The sequence below is a fragment of the Glaciimonas sp. Gout2 genome (assembly GCF_035018905.1).
Lineage (GTDB): Bacteria > Pseudomonadota > Gammaproteobacteria > Burkholderiales > Burkholderiaceae_D > Glaciimonas.
The window spans coordinates 1-18,304 of the sequence record NZ_JASJXA010000056.1; the positions used below are offsets into that span (position 1 = coordinate 1).

At 50.5% G+C, this 18,304-nt stretch carries 17 protein-coding genes; 1 reads left to right on the forward strand and 16 read right to left on the reverse strand.

The window, feature by feature from the left end; all coding sequences use genetic code 11:
• Positions 1-360: 360 nt before the first annotated feature.
• The 9 genes from QN379_RS21320 to QN379_RS21360 all read right to left on the reverse strand — a co-directional run bounded on the left by QN379_RS21320 (position 361) and on the right by QN379_RS21360 (position 9,862).
• Positions 361-1,149 (reverse strand): TetR/AcrR family transcriptional regulator, encoded by a 789-nt coding sequence (locus tag QN379_RS21320; RefSeq protein ID WP_323507545.1) that lies wholly within the window; start codon positions 1,147-1,149, stop codon positions 361-363.
• Positions 1,146-1,556 carry a Zn-ribbon domain-containing OB-fold protein gene (locus QN379_RS21325; protein WP_322232976.1) on the reverse strand — a complete coding sequence of 137 codons (411 nt, stop codon included), beginning with the start codon at positions 1,554-1,556 and terminating at the stop codon, positions 1,146-1,148. The genes QN379_RS21320 and QN379_RS21325 overlap by 4 nt, the downstream gene beginning before the upstream one ends.
• A 4-nt stretch (positions 1,557-1,560) precedes the next feature.
• Positions 1,561-2,715: a thiolase family protein gene (locus QN379_RS21330; RefSeq protein WP_322232978.1), complete on the reverse strand. Its 1,155-nt coding sequence runs from the start codon at positions 2,713-2,715 to the stop codon at positions 1,561-1,563.
• A gap of 139 nt (positions 2,716-2,854) precedes the next feature.
• Positions 2,855-4,225, reverse strand: a complete 1,371-nt coding sequence (locus QN379_RS21335) for a flavin-containing monooxygenase (protein WP_323507546.1) — start codon at positions 4,223-4,225, stop codon at positions 2,855-2,857.
• Positions 4,225-4,683, reverse strand: a complete 459-nt coding sequence (locus QN379_RS21340; RefSeq protein WP_322232982.1) for a Zn-ribbon domain-containing OB-fold protein — start codon at positions 4,681-4,683, stop codon at positions 4,225-4,227. Before QN379_RS21340 ends, QN379_RS21335 begins: the two co-directional genes overlap by 1 nt.
• Before the next feature lie 201 nt (positions 4,684-4,884).
• Positions 4,885-6,078, reverse strand: a complete 1,194-nt coding sequence (locus QN379_RS21345; protein WP_322232984.1) for a thiolase family protein — start codon at positions 6,076-6,078, stop codon at positions 4,885-4,887.
• Positions 6,075-7,226, reverse strand: coding sequence for a thiolase C-terminal domain-containing protein (locus QN379_RS21350; RefSeq protein ID WP_322232986.1), 1,152 nt, complete (start codon positions 7,224-7,226; stop codon positions 6,075-6,077). Before QN379_RS21350 ends, QN379_RS21345 begins: the two co-directional genes overlap by 4 nt.
• A 27-nt stretch (positions 7,227-7,253) precedes the next feature.
• Positions 7,254-8,879 (reverse strand): class I adenylate-forming enzyme family protein, encoded by a 1,626-nt coding sequence (locus tag QN379_RS21355; RefSeq protein WP_322232988.1) that lies wholly within the window; start codon positions 8,877-8,879, stop codon positions 7,254-7,256.
• On the reverse strand, positions 8,876-9,862 hold the full coding sequence (locus QN379_RS21360; RefSeq protein WP_322232990.1) for a tripartite tricarboxylate transporter substrate binding protein: 987 nt from the start codon (positions 9,860-9,862) through the stop codon (positions 8,876-8,878). The genes QN379_RS21355 and QN379_RS21360 overlap by 4 nt, the downstream gene beginning before the upstream one ends.
• A gap of 775 nt (positions 9,863-10,637) precedes the next feature.
• Here QN379_RS21360 and QN379_RS21365 point away from each other — a divergent pair.
• Positions 10,638-11,090, forward strand: coding sequence for a CzcE family metal-binding protein (locus QN379_RS21365; RefSeq protein WP_323507547.1), 453 nt, complete (start codon positions 10,638-10,640; stop codon positions 11,088-11,090).
• Between the two features lie 50 nt (positions 11,091-11,140).
• On the opposite strand, the gene QN379_RS21370 is transcribed toward QN379_RS21365, so the two are convergent.
• The 7 genes from QN379_RS21370 to QN379_RS21400 all read right to left on the reverse strand — a co-directional run bounded on the left by QN379_RS21370 (position 11,141) and on the right by QN379_RS21400 (position 18,229).
• A complete protein-coding gene (locus QN379_RS21370) occupies positions 11,141-11,500 on the reverse strand; it encodes a cytochrome c (protein ID WP_323507548.1) in 360 nt (119 codons plus the stop codon).
• A 65-nt stretch (positions 11,501-11,565) separates the two neighbouring features.
• Positions 11,566-13,257: a PQQ-dependent dehydrogenase, methanol/ethanol family gene (locus QN379_RS21375; RefSeq protein WP_323507549.1), complete on the reverse strand. Its 1,692-nt coding sequence runs from the start codon at positions 13,255-13,257 to the stop codon at positions 11,566-11,568.
• A 137-nt stretch (positions 13,258-13,394) separates the two neighbouring features.
• A complete protein-coding gene (locus QN379_RS21380; protein ID WP_323507550.1) occupies positions 13,395-14,111 on the reverse strand; it encodes an ABC transporter ATP-binding protein in 717 nt (238 codons plus the stop codon).
• Positions 14,108-14,875 carry an ABC transporter ATP-binding protein gene (locus QN379_RS21385; protein WP_322232999.1) on the reverse strand — a complete coding sequence of 256 codons (768 nt, stop codon included), beginning with the start codon at positions 14,873-14,875 and terminating at the stop codon, positions 14,108-14,110. Before QN379_RS21385 ends, QN379_RS21380 begins: the two co-directional genes overlap by 4 nt.
• Before the next feature lie 61 nt (positions 14,876-14,936).
• On the reverse strand, positions 14,937-15,950 hold the full coding sequence (locus QN379_RS21390; protein ID WP_323507551.1) for a branched-chain amino acid ABC transporter permease: 1,014 nt from the start codon (positions 15,948-15,950) through the stop codon (positions 14,937-14,939).
• A complete protein-coding gene (locus QN379_RS21395) occupies positions 15,947-16,807 on the reverse strand; it encodes a branched-chain amino acid ABC transporter permease (protein WP_322233004.1) in 861 nt (286 codons plus the stop codon). The genes QN379_RS21390 and QN379_RS21395 overlap by 4 nt, the downstream gene beginning before the upstream one ends.
• Before the next feature lie 159 nt (positions 16,808-16,966).
• Positions 16,967-18,229 carry an ABC transporter substrate-binding protein gene (locus tag QN379_RS21400; RefSeq protein WP_323507552.1) on the reverse strand — a complete coding sequence of 421 codons (1,263 nt, stop codon included), beginning with the start codon at positions 18,227-18,229 and terminating at the stop codon, positions 16,967-16,969.
• Between the last annotated feature and the right edge of the window lie 75 nt (positions 18,230-18,304).

Here is an 18,304-nt window from a genome sequence, read left to right on the forward strand (position 1 = left end):
CATGCATTCTTTAAAATCTAGAATGTAAACACAATTTGGAAAAAGTTAACAGCGTTTTATATGTCAACACGCCCTAGATGCACGTGGAAAAACACCAATATAACCCATCCTGATTGCCAACTATTTATTTGGCTAATAAATTTGGCTGGCTAAGTAGACTATTTTTTGGCCTTGACGGAGAAATCTTTAACGGATTTTAAGTGAAACTCTTCCAGCAACGGGTTTATGAACCCTTTCGCTGAAGGTAGTTTGCTGGCGCGATAAGGAAGTTAGTCTCGTTGGAGCAATATACGTAAAGTCAATTACGGAAGGAGCCATAAAAGCTGATGTTGAAATAATATGCGGCTCGCAACCGAAAACTCAAGCAGTTTCCACCGCAGCACGCGCGCGTTTGCGGCGATTTGACTTGGCCTGGATCATGGCTAATACCAAATCAGACACGTGCTCGGCGGTTTCAACCTGTTTCAGGCGGCCGTGAGGTCTGAACCATACGCATGACCAGCTGACGATGCCGCCGACTGCCAACGACGTAATTCTGACATCCGGTACGGTGAATTCGCCGGTGGCGATGCCGTCCTCCAGCAATGCACACAATTTACGATCAAACTCACGTCGCATCTCTTCAATGACTTCGCTATCCATCTTTGACAAATGCTTTTGCTCGCGCATGTAGATGGCAATTGCCTCCTGATTTTCCAGGACTGCCAGCGTAAAGTCATGCACCAGCGAGCGTACTTTTTCGGTCGGCGAATGTCCGGTGGCAACGATCTGATTCAATACTTCTAACGATGCACGAATACCGCGTGAGCATATTTCTGCCAATAAATCGTTCTTCGATTTGAAGTGCGAATAAATGAATGGCTTGGTGACGTTGATTTTCTCGGCGACTGCTTCAAGCGTGGTGTTGTTGAAACCGTTGTGATAGAACAGCTCAACCGCGACCGAGATGATACGTTCACGTTTGAGTCTGGAAACTGCGTCGCGAATATCTTCTATCTCGGTGGGTGCATGACGCGTGGTATTGCGTGATGAGATGCCCTGTACGCTACGATCAACTTTGCAGGGAGTGGTCATTTTTGCCGCCACGGTTCCCCGCATCTTGACGATATCGACTGGATCTTTACTCTTATGCTCGGCGTTATTTTTCACTTTAATGGGTCTGGACTTGACTCAAAAATCAGATCAGCCGTTTCATCCCGCGGTACAAATCGGCCTTGTACCAACTGCCCGATGACTGGCGTACCGCTTTGCCAAAGCCCCAGCGCACGAACACCGGCGTCCAAATCCACAGTTACCAACGTGTAGGGCAGTTCGGCCGCGAAAGCAGGGTGAAATGCATGGTGCGCAACGGTCCAGCTATGTACTCTGCCGGCACCGCTGGCGGCCTTCCATTCCACTGCATCTGAATAACATGCATCACACAACAGACGCGGATAATGACGGGCTTTGCCGCATGCGGCGCAATGCTGAATCACCAGGCGACCTTCTACAGCGGCCTCCCAGTAAGGTCGTGACAGTTCGTTAAATTGTGGAATCGGTTTGGTTGGAACGGTCATTTTATTATCCTCTGCGCATGATGGCTAAAGCGCCATCGCCCATATCTCCATAGCCGGTCACGAGACCGACTTCGGCATTCTCAACTTGTGCGCGGCCACCTTGACCGCGTAATTGCCGCACCAATTCAACGATATGATTCAGACCCCATACATGCGCTTGCGACAATAAACCGCCGTGCGTGTTGGTCGGCAATGCACCGCCGAGTTGCAAGCGACCGTTTTCCACGAATGGACCGCCCTCGCCTTTAGCGCAGAAGCCGATATCTTCAAGCTGGCGAATCACAGCATAGGTGAAACAGTCGTAAATTTGTGTGAGGTCGATATCATCATGCGTTACGCCCGCCATTTGAAATGCGCGCGGTGCCGCTTTAGCAATGCCGAGACTGGTCATATCCGGGCGTTGCGTGATGGACCCTGGTGAATCGGGATGACCGGCGGCAACGCCAGAAATATATACCCGTGGTTGACGCAAATCACCGGCACGTTCAGCAGCGCTCACAATAATGGCTGCGCCACCATCGCTTTCCAAACTGCAATCGAGCAAGCGGAACGGATCGGCAATCATGCGCGAGTTGCGATGATCTTCGAGCGTAATCGGTTTCTTCATCAGGGCGTTGTCATTAAGCAGCGCGTGCTTGCGACAGGCCACCGCCACCTCGCCGAATTGCGCAACCGTAGTGCCGTACAACTCCATATGGCGGCGTGCCATCGGCGCATACAATTGCGCCGGAGCGATTGCACCGATAGGGTATTCGAATTCTGTCACGAAATGGAACTGCGGCATCTGGTGGATGCGTGCGCCGGCCTTGTTGGATCCAGCACTGACGTTTCGGCCAAAGGTAATCAATACATGATTACAGACACCAGCGGCGATTGCCGCAGCGGCGCATTGCAGCGCCATCACTGGACTAGCACCGCCATGCGGAATCACCGCTGAGAAACGCAAATCGGGAATGCCGAAGTTTTCGATAAAATCGTCGGATGTACCACTGACGATGCCGACCGGGATGATTCCGTCGATATCTTTTGGTGTCAGCCCTGCGTCCGCGATCGCTTTCAATGAGGCTTCGATTTGAAGTTCGAATGCTGTTTTAGTAGAACCGCGCATGTAGACGGTTTCACCGACACCAGTTACACAGGATTTGTCACGTAATGACATAGTAGTAATCTCATTTCAAAGTTGTCGGACTGCCGCGCACTTGCCAGGATTTACATCGGAATCGGACTAACCGTACTATCTTTGGCGCCAGGGTTGACACGCCCATTAATGAGATAGTTTTACGTTAGTCTTCCGCTATTTATGTGGACGCTGACTTAGCAACTGAATTTTCAACCACATCGATCGACACCCGCTGCGCAACACGTTGCCGATAACCAAGGCTACGCTTGCGCTCTTTTGCGAGTTGCTTGCGATAGAAAGTTGGATCGAGTTCAAGTGCATAGCGCGGGCTGGCGGGGTAATGGCGTTGCAGGAAAGCTTGCTCTTCCTTTATCGCGGCGCGCATTCCGGCCTGATCCGGCAAGTCGACATCACCGCATACCATCTCGGCGAGCCATTCGGCCTGATCGTCCATCATGCGGATGTTGCCGCCACCGGCGACGTTAAACAATCCCACAAAATACAGGCCAGGTTGCGTTGGTGAGACGACGCGCAGGAACAAATCTGGTTTGTGCTCTTCGGTCTCTCCCGCATCTTTAGTCAGGAAGGGCAGTCCAACTGAATAGCCAGTGGCCGCAATGATAGTGTCAAATGACGCGACGCTACCGTCCAGAAAGCGCACTTCGTTACCGGTCACCGATTCAATTCCGGGTTTAGCCGTGATGCGGTTCCAGACGAAATGTCCCATCAGACTTGGATGACTGGTCGGATGTGTTCGTGTTTTCGGTGCAACAAAACCCCATTGCTTCATACTGCCGTGCACGATGCGGGTGAGCATTTCACGCATGGTCCGGCGCATCGGCCAAGGCATCCAGCGTTTTTCAATCTTGCCCAGCACGCGTGAAGTCGGCACGCCGAACAACATACGCGGCATGACTAATACAGGCGAACGTGCAGAAATTGTGGTTGATTTAGTGACGACGCAAATATCGGAGGCGATGTCGACTGCACTGTTACCCATACCGACCACCAATACGCGCTTATCGCGGAAAGGTTCGGGAACTTGATAACTGTTTGAATGCAGATATTCGCCAGCAAAGTCATGACGCCAGGCGGCATGCTTAGGCACGCCCTGATGTCCGCTAGCGATCACGACCGAGGTGAACTGTTCAACGGTATCGTCATCGAGACGAACCTGCCATCCACCATTTTTGGCCGCAACATCCACCACTTTAGAGTGGAACCGGATGTGTGGCACTACGCCGAATTTTTCGGCATAAGCTTGCAAATAGCGACTGACGCCGAAGTGATCCGGGTACAGCGGGCCATCTTTAGGAAAAGGGAAATCTTTATATGCTGTGATGCTGACTTCGGAATTCAAGTGCAGCGATCGGTAGGCCGGTGAAAGGCCATTATCATTCTGGTAGACCCACAGTCCGCCAATGAATGAACCAAGTTCGTAGACTACGACGTCGACCCCGCGCGCCAATAAGTGCTTGGCGGCGCAGAGGCCAGCCGCCCCGGCACCAATCACCGCAACCCGCTGTGCGGTTCTGGATGCCGTTTGCATCAGATTGCTTCCAACTCGAACCAGAAATCAAGGACATCACCAGTGCGGACTTCTGCAAATTTAGTGACGACACGTGTTTTCAATGCCATTTGTTTAGCTGCTTTATCTGGATCTGTCAGGTCGATACCTTTGAAGAAACCACCAATTGCAGTATCAGCACCATCCAGCAAAACATAACCGAAAGCATACGGAGGATCTGGCAAGCCTTGAAATGGCTCATAGACCATCGTGAACGTTTCGATACAACCGCCTGGACCGACTTCAACCCATTCCGTGGTTGGCTCTAAAGTTTGGTCGGAAAAAGCGCGTGGTGGGACCAGTACACGACCGGTTTCGCCACAACGACGACCATAAATCTTAGCGTGGTCACGAATCTGAACGTAGAACCAGCTTGCTGTTTCTCCCAGTGCGTGATTGTAGGTAATGTTCCAAGCCTCGCGGCGTTTCAGCAGTTCCATTTTTTTTCCTTCAGAAAATTGATTGATTTTTGGTGATCTCTGAAACATTCTTGAGGAGATGTTTCCTGAGATCGCCTTTTCACTCTTAGGACTTACGTAAAATTGTCCCAACAAGGCATACCGACGCAGACATTACGAATGTAACGCAAGGAGGTATAACGCCGCTGGGGCGGTTTTGCTTAAGTACTAACACTCTCGATGTTATGCCTCGATGACCATTGTTCCAAAGAACTGGTGATCACCACCGTTACCGCTGGCGACGCCTACGCGTGCGCCTTTTACCTGATGCGCTCCAGCTTTGCCCCACACTTGCAGCGCTACTTCTGCTACGCGAATCATCGCAGTCACCGCAATCGCGTTAGTACATAAAGTACCGCCCGATGGATTGACCGGAATCTCGCCGCCGATCGTATAGCGTCCTTCTTTCAACTGCTCCACCGATGTGCCGATTTTAGCCAGGCCAGCTGATTCGATTGAGTGAAATTCAGTGTTGCTGAACGGTGCATACAATTCGGCCACATGGATCTGCTTTTGCGGGTCGGTGATACCGGCCATTTTATAAGTACGCTCAAACGAACGGCTTAATGCAAAAGCGTCAGCATGGTCGGCCAAAAAGTCATTACCCATACGGTCGCCGATGTAATAACTCTCTGAGCAATGGCCCAGACCAGTAATCCACACAGCGTCCAGATTGCGGTCTTTAATGTACTTTTCTGAAGCTAGAATCATCGCACCGCCACCGCTGGACTGTGGACAGCAATCCATCAGCTTGATCGGATAGCTGATCATGCGTGAATTCATCACTTCTTCGACAGTCGTCGTTTTACGCAAATGCGCATTGGCATTCAATGAAGCGTGGTAACGGTTCTTCACGACTACCGCTGCCATGTCTTCTTGCGACATGCCATACTTATCTGCGTATCGAATTGCCGACATCGCCAGCATGGTGATCGTGCCTAGGGGCAATGGACGCTCGTAGATAGGATCCCAGATTTTGTTCAGTACGGTTTGTGAATCACCGCATTCGCCAACTTTGTCAGCACCAGCTGTCATCACGACATCACTTGCACCCGAAGCGATGTGGTAATACGCAGCAGCAACACTGGAAATACCAGTTGCACCGCCGGTGTTAATACGCAGGAAGCGCTTGTTACGTCCACCGACTGCATCAACGCCCAGGCGTTCTGCGTTACCGATACCAACCATCGCATCTGGCGACAGCGAATACACAATCGCATCGATATCGTCGAATTCAAGTTGGCTCCCGGCCATCGCCAGTACAACTGCTTCGCGTACCAGATCCGGATAACTTGCGTCGTCGCGCTTCGGTTTGAATGCGGATTGACCGATGCCGATAATACCTACACGTGGTTGATTCGTACGTGATTGACTCATTGGGTTCCTCCCAGTTTGTTTCCGAATACGACAACGGTCTGATACATCATGGCTGGACCGCTTGCTGCGTGCGCCAGCGCGGTGTCAACCTTGGCTGCCTGATGCTTACCGGCCGTTCCCATGACCTGATTAGCAGCTTCGGCAATACGTACCAGTCCGCCGCAAAATACAGAATTGATTGACGCCACACCGCCGGACAGATTGAGTGTCGGATGTGCGTGTTCTGTGCTGACGACTTCAGCCCATTGTGCTGGCTCTGCAATACCGAGCGCTTGATAAGCGATTAATTCTTGAAACGGTGTAGGACCACTGATTTCAGCAACGTCGATTTCTTTAATACTGGCAACACCGGCGTCACTAAATGCCTGACGTGCAGCTTCTTGCAGCGCTGTCGCAGCAGTTAAATCACGATCACCCAGGAATGCTGCTTCAGTCGCCCAGCCCATGCCGCGAATCCACGCCGGATTAGTAATTCCCGCTTTGGCGACGTACTCATCCGATGCCAGTACCAGTGCTACCGCGCCTGTAGTTGGTGTGCGCAGCATGGCTTCACGGACAGGCCAGCGTACCGCTTTTGACGCATTGATCTCTGCTGCTGTCTCAACCGGACCGGTTGCTTCCGGATAGGCGTGAGATCCGCGGCGACGATTCTGCTGCACCAGTTGTGCAGCTAATGTTTGTGCTTCAGGCTGTGCGGCGATCAGCGCATTAGCTTGCAATGCATACGAAGATAAATCATCCAGCGGCAATTTGCGATGAAAATAAGGATCGTTAGCCAGGCGCTCGACTTCAGAAAGTGACGATGATTCTCTTGTGCCCCAGGAAACAATTAACTGCGTCTCGAAATGGGCTGAAGCGATACGCAATACACCCATTACGAAGGCATGTTCGCCAGCCGATGGTGTAGACAGGATGTCGCGATCGACACCACCAACAGAGCCAGATGCGGCCATGATGGAGATAGCACGACCGTCGACCTGGTCATTAGATCCGACGATGATGCCGTCGATATCTTCGATAGGGATACCGGCGCTCTTCAGGGCCGCCTGTGCAACGTCGTACAGGATTTCCTCTAGGGAACGGCGGTCCGAGTTAATCGGGACCATGATGGCTGACCCGATAACGGCCGTAGGTCGGTTAAGTGGCATAAATACCTCAGGAGTGAAGCGCGACGACTATACTGCCGAAGCGCGTTTTTGGGACGCGATGGCAGCAAGTGCCAAAGCGCGTTCGAGAGCCAATTGCTTAAGTTCGCGCCGCTGCAGTTTGCCGGTCGCAGTAAGCGGCAGACTCGTGCAGGACTCGATATGGTCGGGCACCTTATATTTCGACGATTCCGCCGCACAATGCCGCAGTAAAGCAGCAGAGTCGAAGGCCTCGGACGAAACAGGTACCACGAATGCGAAAATCAGTTCACCGCGGATCGCATCCGGTACGCCAACTACGGCGACATCTTGTACTGATGAATGGTGTCGTAAAACGGCTTCCACCTCGGCCGGCGAGACATTAATACCGGCACGCTTAATCATTTCACCAACCCGACCGACGAATACAAAATCGCCATCGGCATTGAACTTGCCCAGATCGCCGGTGCGGTAGTAGCCGTCTTCGGTGAACGCGGTCGCATTCTGTTGCGCGCTGAATCCTGTGTAGCCAAGTGTGGTGTAACCGCGCACTTCAGCTAATCCCGGCATACCGGGCAATGCTTCTTCGCCGGTATCTTCATCGATAAAGCGAATTTGTTGTCCTGGCAGCGGCGGGCCCTGACTATGGGCGCGGCGTAAAACTGGCCAGTGGTACCACGTCACTGCACAATTACCGCAAGTCTCGGTAGCGCCGTAAATGTTACATAACTCGTCAGCGCCCAGCGTCTCGACCGCGATCAAAAACTCTTCGGCGCTTCCGATGGTGACACCGGTACGCAGACTTGCCAGACGCTCTTTGCGATAGTCACGGTGATGCGCTAACGCTGAAGTCATTGCTGGCAAAGTATAGATAGCGGTGCAGCGTTCAGTCTCGATGATTTTCATCGCGCTTGCGGCATCGAATTTTTCCATCAATACTAATGTCGCGCCGTGACCAAAGGTGGCGGGCAATGCATTTGCGCCACCAAATGCCCAAAACAAAGGCGATGACAACAGTACTCGATCGTCGCCCGTGAAGCCTTGGCGTTCACCGATATTGAAGCCGTTTTCGACGACAGCAAACTGGCGCAAAGGCACGGCTTTCGGTGCGCTTGTTGAACCGGATGTATAAAGTACTAACGCATCATCGTCTGCGCAAGGACCGGCACCTGATGCCAACTCGCCTAGTGCAATGGCGGTATCGAAAATCGTGTTATAAGAAGAGAACGTGCTAACGCCGATCACGTTATCAAGCAACCAGATGTGCTCTGAGACCGGTACACCTGGCAGGCCCTGAAGCGCAACGAAATCAGCTTCAAAATCACGGTCGCCGAAGCGAGCCGCTGAAATCAACAGCGAAAGGCTTGAGTCTTTCAACAAGAAAGCCAGTTCATTCCGGGTAGACCAGGTACTCAGCGGTACCAGAATAGCGCCCAAAGCACCGGCGCCCAGACAGACATCAATCCATTCAACGCGGTTACTCAGCAATACACCCACGCGGTCGCCACGTTTTATTCCGGCAGCTTGCAAAGCGCTGGCTACGCGAGAAGCGCGTTCCGCCAGATCCACGTAAGTGAAGCGTCCTTGCTCGCACACCAAAGCGCAGGCTTGCGGCGCGCGCTGGGCTTGCTCACGAACTAATTCGATCAGCGTTCGGCTAAAAGGCGGCGTCATCATGAATCCAGTTTCGCACCGGAAAGTTGTACAACATCTTTCCACTTCACGCGCTCTTTTTGGGCAAACGCGACCGCATCTTGCGGCGACGACCAAATCGCACGCGCTCCGGTTTCAAGAAAACGCTGCTTGACCACCGGATCGTTCTCGATTTCTTTCAGTGCTGCAGATAATTTGGCAACGATTGGGGCTGGCGTGCCTTTAGGCATGACGAAGGTACCCCATGACGTAACGACAAAATCAGGAATCCCCACTTGCGCCATGGTCGGCACTTGCGGCAAAGTAGGCCAGCGTTCGGCCGAAGTGACTGCCAGCGCCCTCACTTTGCCAGCGCGAATCAGGCCCATGTAGCTGGCAATATTATCGATCGCAAAGTTGGTGTCACCAGCCAATAATGCAGGCATTGATTGCGATGCGCCGCGAAATGGAATGTGCTGCGCCTGAATCCCGGTACGGGCACGGAATAATTCTCCGGCCAGATGCGGCGTGGTACCGATACCGGCAGAACCGTAAGACACGCCCTTAGGTTGCTTGCGCGCCCAGAGCAGAAATTCTTGTACTGTTTTTGCGGGATGTTCTGCCGCGACAACAAACACGTTGCAGTTTTCCCAGATCATCGAAACGTAGTCAAAATCTTGCGCCGGATCGTAGCTCATTTTATTGAACAAGAACTGATTGATCGACAGCGTGCCGACCGTAGCCGATGCAATCGTATATCCGTCAGGTTTGGCGCTACGCACCACTTCCATACCGATATTGCCACCGGCGCCGGTACGATTATCGACAATGAAGCTTTGCCCCAACTTCGCCTGAAGTTTGGCAGCCAGCAAACGGGTCAAGACGTCGGATGCACCACCGACACTAAACGGCACCACGATGCGAACATTCGCTTCGGGCCAGGAGCTGGTTTGCGCCGAAGCTGCTTTAAATACAATCGCAGCACTACCGGCAATAGCCGCCTGAATTACCGTACGTCTTGAAACCATTTTATTGTCTCCCCCGTTGTGTCCGTTGTGTCCGTTGTATCTTTTGCCATCCGCTGTGGCTGGTCGACCAAGTGATGCCTGAGTCGACTAATCTGATGTTACATTATTCTTTGGAATTTTAAAATACTTATTAGAATTTTTTTTGTACTAGCCAGTACATTTTCTCTATATTACGACATAAAGAAGACTCGGTTAAGTGTGATGCAAGGACGGCAAATGGTGTCCCGACCAGCTATTAGCTGAAGGTATCCGTATCGACCAAAGCGAAAGACACATCATGCCTTCTGCTTTAACCAACAAATAAAGACAAATTTATAATTTCCGAACGGCAATAAAAAATATGGCAACGCTTATGGGTCCAGCTTTACTTAACTTATTCCCGCTCGAATGTTGAAATAATCACTCAAAATTCGCTGGAAATACATCCATCAATGCATTCCTGGTCGGCTCTCTTCATCAACCTACTCTGGCAAAAGTTGCCGACTGTTCTCGGGCTCGCGAGCTTGACAACAGCACAGGAGAAAGGCCCTGAAATAGCAGCTCGCCGATGATCTGAAGGACATTACGCTGGAACTAAAATATGAGGATGTTTTGATAAAGATCAATTTTTCGATTAACAAATACTTATACAATTAACATCATTATTTTGTGTTTTGATACGGCGAATATTTTCACAATCGAAAGTGATACTTTATCCGTTGAAACGTCGTTTTTTATAGCGTGAAACTGCTTCAATTCCTAAGTGTCACGTTCTACCTAATTTAAGGAGTGCGCGATGAGCAAGAAATTAATTGTACGGCCGTCCGATGCCTGCTTTGACAGGCTGTTTAATAAAACATCAGCTCACTCTGTTTCCGCGATTCCTGACGGCGATCACCTATCCAGACTCCCTAGCCTGCTGGCAACGTTAATGGCAGCATTGCTCATCACGGTATGCGCACTATTGTCAGCGCCAGCATCTGCAGCAACGATCACAATGGTATCGTTGGGTAGCGCTGCTTCAGCCAGATCGGCGACGGTCACCGTCAGAGTTGATCCCACCACCACTCACGTCAACGTAACCGATGGAACAACGGTCAATTTTGTTGTTGGAAGCAACGCATTTGCATGGCGATTTGATGTGCCACACAATGTTTTCCTATTCGATTTAAACCGAATAGCACCACCTAATGTTGTTGACCATCAAGTCGAAGTCTATGTTGCACCAAGTATGTTGTCGATTTTCTGACTAAAGCGACTTTAGTAAAAGTACGCATTAAAGTTATTTACTTTTTTTATCTACTTTTCGCCTGCGACAACATAGGCGAAAAGTGATGCTATTTCGTCTTGCGACAACACGCTTTTCCACGGCGGCATACTATTTTTCCCGTTGCTTACCGAAGTAATAAAACGCGTCCGTTGTTGGGGCGGAAAAGTACGCAAGTCAAAAAATCCACCGCCCTCATCTACCATATGGCCGCCATGACAAACAGCACAGTTTGCGGCATACAACTTGGCACCCTGCGCAACTTGTTCTGGCGACGGTGTCGCTATATCTTGCGCCGTTGCGGCAACAGTCGCGAAGACAAATAGACCTGCAATCGCAGTTGAATATAACCGGCGGGGAAAACTAACTAAGTTACCAAAGATTTGATGCAATTTATTTCTCCCGGCGTACACCCTTGACGGGTGCACGCACGTAAAACGTCTTTTTTTATATCTGCTTATTTAGCCGGTAGCGCGAAAGTCCATACTGAACCACCTTGTGGAACATTTTTCGCCTCAGGCCCAACCCATCGCTTACCCAAGCCGCCGAAGCCAGACAATACGGTGACATATTGTCTGCCATTCATAGTCCACGTAATTGGACTAGCATTGATGCCGGAACTCGTTTGAAATTGCCAAAGCGTCTTACCATTGTCCGCATCCAGTGCAATAAATTCACCGGTATGGCGGCCGGTAAATAGCAAGCCGCTTGCAGTGGCCAACATCGAACTCCAATTGGCGTGATCGTTCAACGGAATCTGCCACTTTGCTACGCCAGTCATTGGATCGATTGCTGAGATAAAGCCATGTGGCGCATTCGGCTCAAAAGCGAATTTAATATCTTTTACGCCAACCCAACGCATGCCGGATTTATAGGTCGCTACGGTATCGAGTGAGTAGGACGACGACATGTGGATAGTGTTGGCATACAACAAACCGGTATGTGGATTAAACGCGGCATGTGACCAATTCTTGGCACCGATAATATTCGGCCAGATATCGGCCGACTGGCCATCACGCAATGTCTTGGCGACACCGGTTTCGACCGGACGACCCGTCGCCATATCAATATGCGAAGCCCAATTAACTTTTGCATAGGGATTGGCTGCCAACAACTTGCCATCGGTACGATCAATCACATAAGCAAAGCCATTGCGATCAAGCTGCATCAATACACGCCGCGGTTTGCCATCAATTTTCAATTCGCCGAGGATCATTTCGGACGTTGCATCAAAGTCGAACATGTCGTTCGGCGTGAATTGATAATGCCAGACGATTTCACCGGTTTTTGGACGGAACGCAATCACAGAAGCGGTGTAAAGGCTGTCACCACCGCGAGAATTTGGATTCCAGGGTGCCGCGTTACCTGTACCCCAATAGACCAGATCCAACTCTGGATCATAACTGCCCGTCAGCCAGGTGCTGCCGCCGCCGTTCTTGTACGCATTCTCGACCTTCCAGCTTTCGCCCGCTTTTTCATCCGGGCCAGCTGTTGTATGACGACGCCATAATTGTTTGCCAGTGGCTGGATCGTAGCCATCGACAAAGCCGCGAACACCAAATTCACCACCAGAAATACCGGTCATCAATACACCGTTGGCCACCAATGGTGCACCGGTGATGGAATATCCTTCTTTCCAATCGATCACTTTCGTCTTCCAGATTTCTTTTCCTGTCTTTTGGTCCAACGCCACGATATTCGCATCCAGCGTGCCACGGAATACCATGCCGTTATATAAGGCAACACCCTTATTCGACACGCCGCAACAAACCACTCGCGGGGTATCAGGATCAAAATCAACCGCGGTGCGCCAGATTTGCTTGCCGGTTAGGGCATTAATGGCAACGGTCCACTTGGCGTTGCTAACGTACATCACGCCATCCTGCACCATCGGCTGGGCTTGCTCGCCATATTCATTTTCCAGACCCAGCGCCCAAACAGGTGCCAACTTTTTGACATTCTTTTTATCGATTTGTTTGAGCGTCGAATAGCGTTGCTGGGAGTAACCCATGCCATAAGTCAACACGTTTTCCGGATGCGCGGCATCGTTCTTCAAATTGTCCATCGTCTGCGCCTGTAAAGGTGACGACGCCACCGCACATAGTGCGATCAAACAGCCTAAGGAACGTAACTTTTGTTGATACTTCATGAATGGTCTCCTCCTTATTGTTATATTTTTTTTGTAAAAATAAAATCTGAATCAAAAACAAAATAAAGATACGAGACAAGCCTCTGTCTCGCTTACAGCAACCACATGAATATCAATGGGAATGCTTCCCAACCGGGTTATACAGAGAGATATCGGCGTTTAATGGGCTCATTATTACGCAAGCCTTCGACCGAATCGCAATAAACGATTTTTCCTTTGTCGATAACAGCAACGTGCGACGCCACATGCAGGCAAAAATGCATATTTTGCTCGGCAAGTAAAATGGTCGTTCCGCCTTTTCGTAATGCCTTAATCTGCACCGCTATTTGTTGGACAATTACCGGCGCTAATCCTTCGCTCGGTTCGTCCAGCAACAGCACCGACGGGTTGCCCATCAACGCACGTCCAATCACCAGCATTTGTTGCTCGCCGCCAGATAACTGTCCCGCTAATCGATTGCGCAATGGCACTAACAGCGGGAAGGCTTCATAAACACGCTGTAACGTCCAGTCACGCTGATTCTGCAAGCCAGTCTTTTCTGCCAGCGTCAAATTATCTTCCACTGAATGCTCTGGAAACACTTGCCGGTCTTCCGGTACGAATCCCAGCCCGGCGCGAGCGATGCGGTAGGATGCGATGCCGTTGATGCTTTTTCCATGCAGATCTATTTTCGTGGCGGCGCTGGGAATAATGCCCGCGATAGCTTTCATCGTGGTCGACTTGCCCGCGCCGTTGCGACCCAACAATGCCAGGCATTGACCTTGGCCCACTTCCAGATTAATACCGAATAACACTTGGCTGGCGCCGTAAAATGCGGTTAGTCCGCCGACCGACAAACTGCCGTCGGCGCTCACGCAGCAGCCTCTTCAAATCCAGTGCCCAGATAAGCGTCAATGACAGCCTGATTGTTACGAATTTGATCGGGCGTGCCTTGGGCCAGCAATGCGCCGTAATACAATACGCGGATGGTTTGCGCACGGGCAAATACGATGTCCATATCATGCTCAATAAAAATGATCGTTATTTTTTCCCGCTGCCATAAATAGTGGACTCGCTCCATCATCAACAACCGCTCTTCCGGTCCCATGCCCGCCGTCGGCTCATCAAGTAACAACAAACGCGGTTCAAGCGCGAGCGCTAAACCGATATCGAGCAGCTTCTGATCCCCATGCGGTAATTCTCGGGCTAGCGTATTCGCCTTTAATTCCATGCCGAGCATTTCTACGATTTCTGCTGCCCGCTCCTTCACCAAAGACGGCGAACGCGGCGTTGAAAACGAGGCAAAGATATTACTCATTTGGCCACGATGTGCCATCACCGCTGCTTCTAGCGATTGCGCCACAGTCAAGGTGGGAAAAATACTGGACACCTGAAATGCGCGTCCGATCCCGCGTTGAACAATCGCCTTCGCTGGCAAGGTGGTAATGTCTTTTCCGTCAAAAATAATGCTGCCGGAATCTGCTTTTATTTTGCCACTGATGAGATTAAATAGCGTGGTTTTGCCTGCACCATTAGGGCCGATGATTGCTGACAAGCTGCCGCGCTCAAATTCTGCCGAAAAATCATTGGTTGCAACGACGCCACCAAACGCCTTTGTTACATTGGTCATTTTTAGCATGGCGTGTCCCGAAAAATGGCAACCTGTCTAACAACAACAGCAGAGAAATACGTTGAAAAGTTCAAGGAAGTCTCGATTCCACGGGGTTGTCAAATTTGACCAATTGGGCAGGCTTCGTGCGTCCAAGGCGGAAGGCAATAAACCGCTCAACGACAATATCCAGCAAGCCTTTACGTAACAAAAGTACGTAGAGCAAAATAATGGTGCCTAAGACCAGCCCGTAGTATTTGGTATATGCAGTGACATAATGATTAAGCAAGGTCAACATGGTCGCACCCACCAACGGGCCAAGGAACGTATTCACACCACCTAACATAATCATGAAAATCGCTTCTCCCGACATGGTCCAGTAACCAAAGTTAGGATAAGCAGCGCTGACGTACAAACTCATCAGCACCCCGGCGACACTGGCAAAAGCCGCTGCGATCACGAATGCCGCGACGCGATATCCACGCACGTTCATCCCTAAAAACTCAACCCGCGCAGCATTATCGCGAACCATGCGTAGTGCATAGCCGAAAGGTGATTTGGTGATGTGCCACAACAATCCGAGCGATACGATAACGACGCTGGCGATGAAGTAATACACATGATGCGTATTCGCCAGATCGATACCGAGAAAAATCGGTTTCTTAAAACCGCCGGTCAATCCCTGATCGCCGCCGGTCAGTGTCTGCCAACTCAGGATCGTGCTGTAGAACATCATCTGAATCGCCAGCGTTAGAAAAGTAAAATAAATTTCTTTGGTTTTAGTGCAAATCAGACCCACGATCAAGGCGAGTAACGCACTGCTTAGTACCGCCATTGCCATCGCTGCCGGGATCGACCACATGCCGGTTTGCATCAACAAGCCGAACGCGTAAGCACCGGAGGCATAAAACATGGCGTGACCGAAAGAAATCAGGCCGGTATAACCGATTAACAAATTAACCGAGATCGCAAATAATCCAAATATAGCGATGTGAATGATCAAGTCCAGCACCATCTGTGAGGCGATCACGCTAGGCAGCCCCGCCACAATAATAAAGGCTACGATCACCCATAACGAGGTTGATGAGAGCAGGCGATTGTTCATCGTTGAGCGCCTTTTCCAAAGAGGCCATCGGGCCGTAAAACCAGCACTACAGCCATCAACGCAAACACACCAATTTCAGTGAACATCGGAAAGCCGACACTGCCGAATGAACGGCATACGCCAATCAAAATTGCCGCAACCAGGGCGCCGCCGATTGAACCCATGCCGCCAATGACGGTGACGATGAATGACTCGATCAAGATAGAGAAACCCATTCCCGGCACTAACGACCGGACCGGAGCGGCTAATGCGCCAGCCAGACCGGCAAGTCCGGCACCGAGTGCAAATACACCGGCATATAGCAACGAAGTATTGATTCCCAACGCGCCTGTCATGGATGTATTGGTCGCCGCCGCGCGGACCTTGCTGCCGAAGGATGTTTTCACAATCAGCATCCAGACCGCCAGCGCCACCAAAAAGCTAATGCCGATCAGGAAAATATAAAAGAGGGGAATTGGTGCTCCAGCAATCATTAATGGCGCTGTTGCAAAAAAAGATGGCATACCCATCGACTGAAATTCCGCACCGAACATCAATTGAACCAGATCGTCCAGTACCAGAATCCAGCCGTAACACATCAGCAGTTGCATCAAAAAATTGCTTTGATACAGACGCCGGAAAAAGATCCGCTCGAGGAATACACCGAACACAGCAATACCTGCTGAAGCGATGATGACTGCCAACACATAGCTATCTGTTATCCCATAGATGTAATAGGCGAGATAAGCGCCCATCATATACAAGGAGCCGTGCGTAAAGTTGACCACCTTCAAGACACCGAAAATTAACGTTAAACCGGATGCGACCAAAAATAACAACATCCCGATAACGAAGGCATTCAGGCCTTGGGTCATCATGCAAGAAGCCGACGACACACAGTCTGATAACGCAGTAATATCCACTCAAGTTTCTCCGACGACACCCACAAAATCTGAAAACTACTTGCTTTCGATTCTGACGCAAAGCTAACTGCACCAAGCAACCAGCACCGAGCAACAGGGTTTAAGCGACTAACCTTAAGCCCAACCGTTTTCTTTTTTCCACTTCAGTTCCAAATCGGTGATCACACCCCAATCGGCCATTTTTGCGTTTTCAATGAACGGCAATTTATTTGAGATACGGCCCCAACCAGTGGCATAGTCAACCAGCGTCTGGTCGCTAGCACGCAGTGTCAACATTCCTTTGCTGCCGAATGGCGATTTGATTTGCATACCGCGCAACGCATCGGACATTTTTTTCGAATCAACCGACTTCGTCTGGCGTATGGCCTCAAGCATAAAATTCATACCGGAAGCGGCTTGCCACGACCAGTTTGTCGGAGAATCCTTGAATTTTGCGCTGTAGGCATTCGCCCACGCCTTGTTGGCCTGCGTGTTCGGAAAAGCGCTTAGATAACGGGTGCCAGAGTGAACCCGCTTCGGCATCGCTTTTACTTTAGAAATAGTGGTGAAATCTGCCAGTGCAACCGCAAACACCTCAATCTCATTGAACAGGCCATACAGATTGCCCTGATCGATGAAAGACACCAGATCGCCGCCGATCAGACAGGTAAATATTGCCTGTGGCTTTTCCTGCATAATTTTGGTGATGAACTCGGTGTAATCTGGCTGCGACATTTTTGGCCACGCTTCGCCGACGATCTGCGCTGATGGACTGAAATGTTTCAAATACCGGACGAAAAGCGCAGTGGTATCGCGACCATACGCATAATCAGGACCGATGGTCATCCACTTTGTAAAATTGTTTTGCTTTGCTACTTCGGCAGCATATTGTCCAGCCACGATTGCATCTTGCGCACCTTGACGTGCTGTACGGAAGGCGTTTGGAATTTTCATCTTAGGGTCAGCGGTCAGTGTCGAAATTTCCGGGCTGGCGTGGATGCATAAAGTGCCGGTCCCGCGCACTACTTCGTGCACCGCGAACGCGCCATTGGAAGCATCGCAATCAAGGATAAAGTTGCACTTATCACTGTTGATCAAATCGCGCGTCAATCGGCTCGATTCTTCTGGTTTACCCTTTGAATCACGGATCAACAACTCGACCATCTGCCCGTTGAAGCCACCAGCTGCATTAAAGGCATCTACCTCTAATTGCGCGCCATTGGTTGACGAAATACCCAATTGCGCAATGCGTCCCGACATGATCGTTGGAATACCGATTTTGATGGTTTGCGCGGTTTGAGCCCGCAAAATTGAAGGAAATCCTAAGCTTGCACCAGCCACACCCAGGGAAGCGGCCGCACCTAATATCCGGCGCCGCTTGAGCGATATTTTTGTCATTGTCTCCACCTATATCTATTATATTTTTTAGAAAATTTGATGTTATTTTTATAATTAAATTACGTACTTTTATTA

Excerpts from the sequence above, each read along its gene's own strand:
- QN379_RS21335 (WP_323507546.1), bottom strand. The coding sequence starts at position 4,225 with ATGCAAACGGCATCCAGAACCGCACAGCGGGTTGCGGTGATTGGTGCC.
- QN379_RS21340 (WP_322232982.1), bottom strand. The coding sequence starts at position 4,683 with ATGGAACTGCTGAAACGCCGCGAGGCTTGGAACATTACCTACAATCAC.
- QN379_RS21360 (WP_322232990.1), bottom strand. The coding sequence starts at position 9,862 with ATGGTTTCAAGACGTACGGTAATTCAGGCGGCTATTGCCGGTAGTGCT.
- QN379_RS21355 (WP_322232988.1), bottom strand. The coding sequence starts at position 8,879 with ATGATGACGCCGCCTTTTAGCCGAACGCTGATCGAATTAGTTCGTGAG.
- QN379_RS21385 (WP_322232999.1), bottom strand. The coding sequence starts at position 14,875 with ATGCTAAAAATGACCAATGTAACAAAGGCGTTTGGTGGCGTCGTTGCA.
- QN379_RS21395 (WP_322233004.1), bottom strand. The coding sequence starts at position 16,807 with ATGATGACCCAAGGCCTGAATGCCTTCGTTATCGGGATGTTGTTATTT.
- QN379_RS21400 (WP_323507552.1), bottom strand. The coding sequence starts at position 18,229 with ATGACAAAAATATCGCTCAAGCGGCGCCGGATATTAGGTGCGGCCGCT.
- QN379_RS21330 (WP_322232978.1), bottom strand. The coding sequence starts at position 2,715 with ATGTCATTACGTGACAAATCCTGTGTAACTGGTGTCGGTGAAACCGTC.
- QN379_RS21345 (WP_322232984.1), bottom strand. The coding sequence starts at position 6,078 with ATGAGTCAATCACGTACGAATCAACCACGTGTAGGTATTATCGGCATC.
- QN379_RS21325 (WP_322232976.1), bottom strand. The coding sequence starts at position 1,556 with ATGACCGTTCCAACCAAACCGATTCCACAATTTAACGAACTGTCACGA.
- QN379_RS21365 (WP_323507547.1), top strand. The coding sequence starts at position 10,638 with ATGAGCAAGAAATTAATTGTACGGCCGTCCGATGCCTGCTTTGACAGG.
- QN379_RS21350 (WP_322232986.1), bottom strand. The coding sequence starts at position 7,226 with ATGCCACTTAACCGACCTACGGCCGTTATCGGGTCAGCCATCATGGTC.
- QN379_RS21390 (WP_323507551.1), bottom strand. The coding sequence starts at position 15,950 with ATGAACAATCGCCTGCTCTCATCAACCTCGTTATGGGTGATCGTAGCC.
- QN379_RS21375 (WP_323507549.1), bottom strand. The coding sequence starts at position 13,257 with ATGAAGTATCAACAAAAGTTACGTTCCTTAGGCTGTTTGATCGCACTA.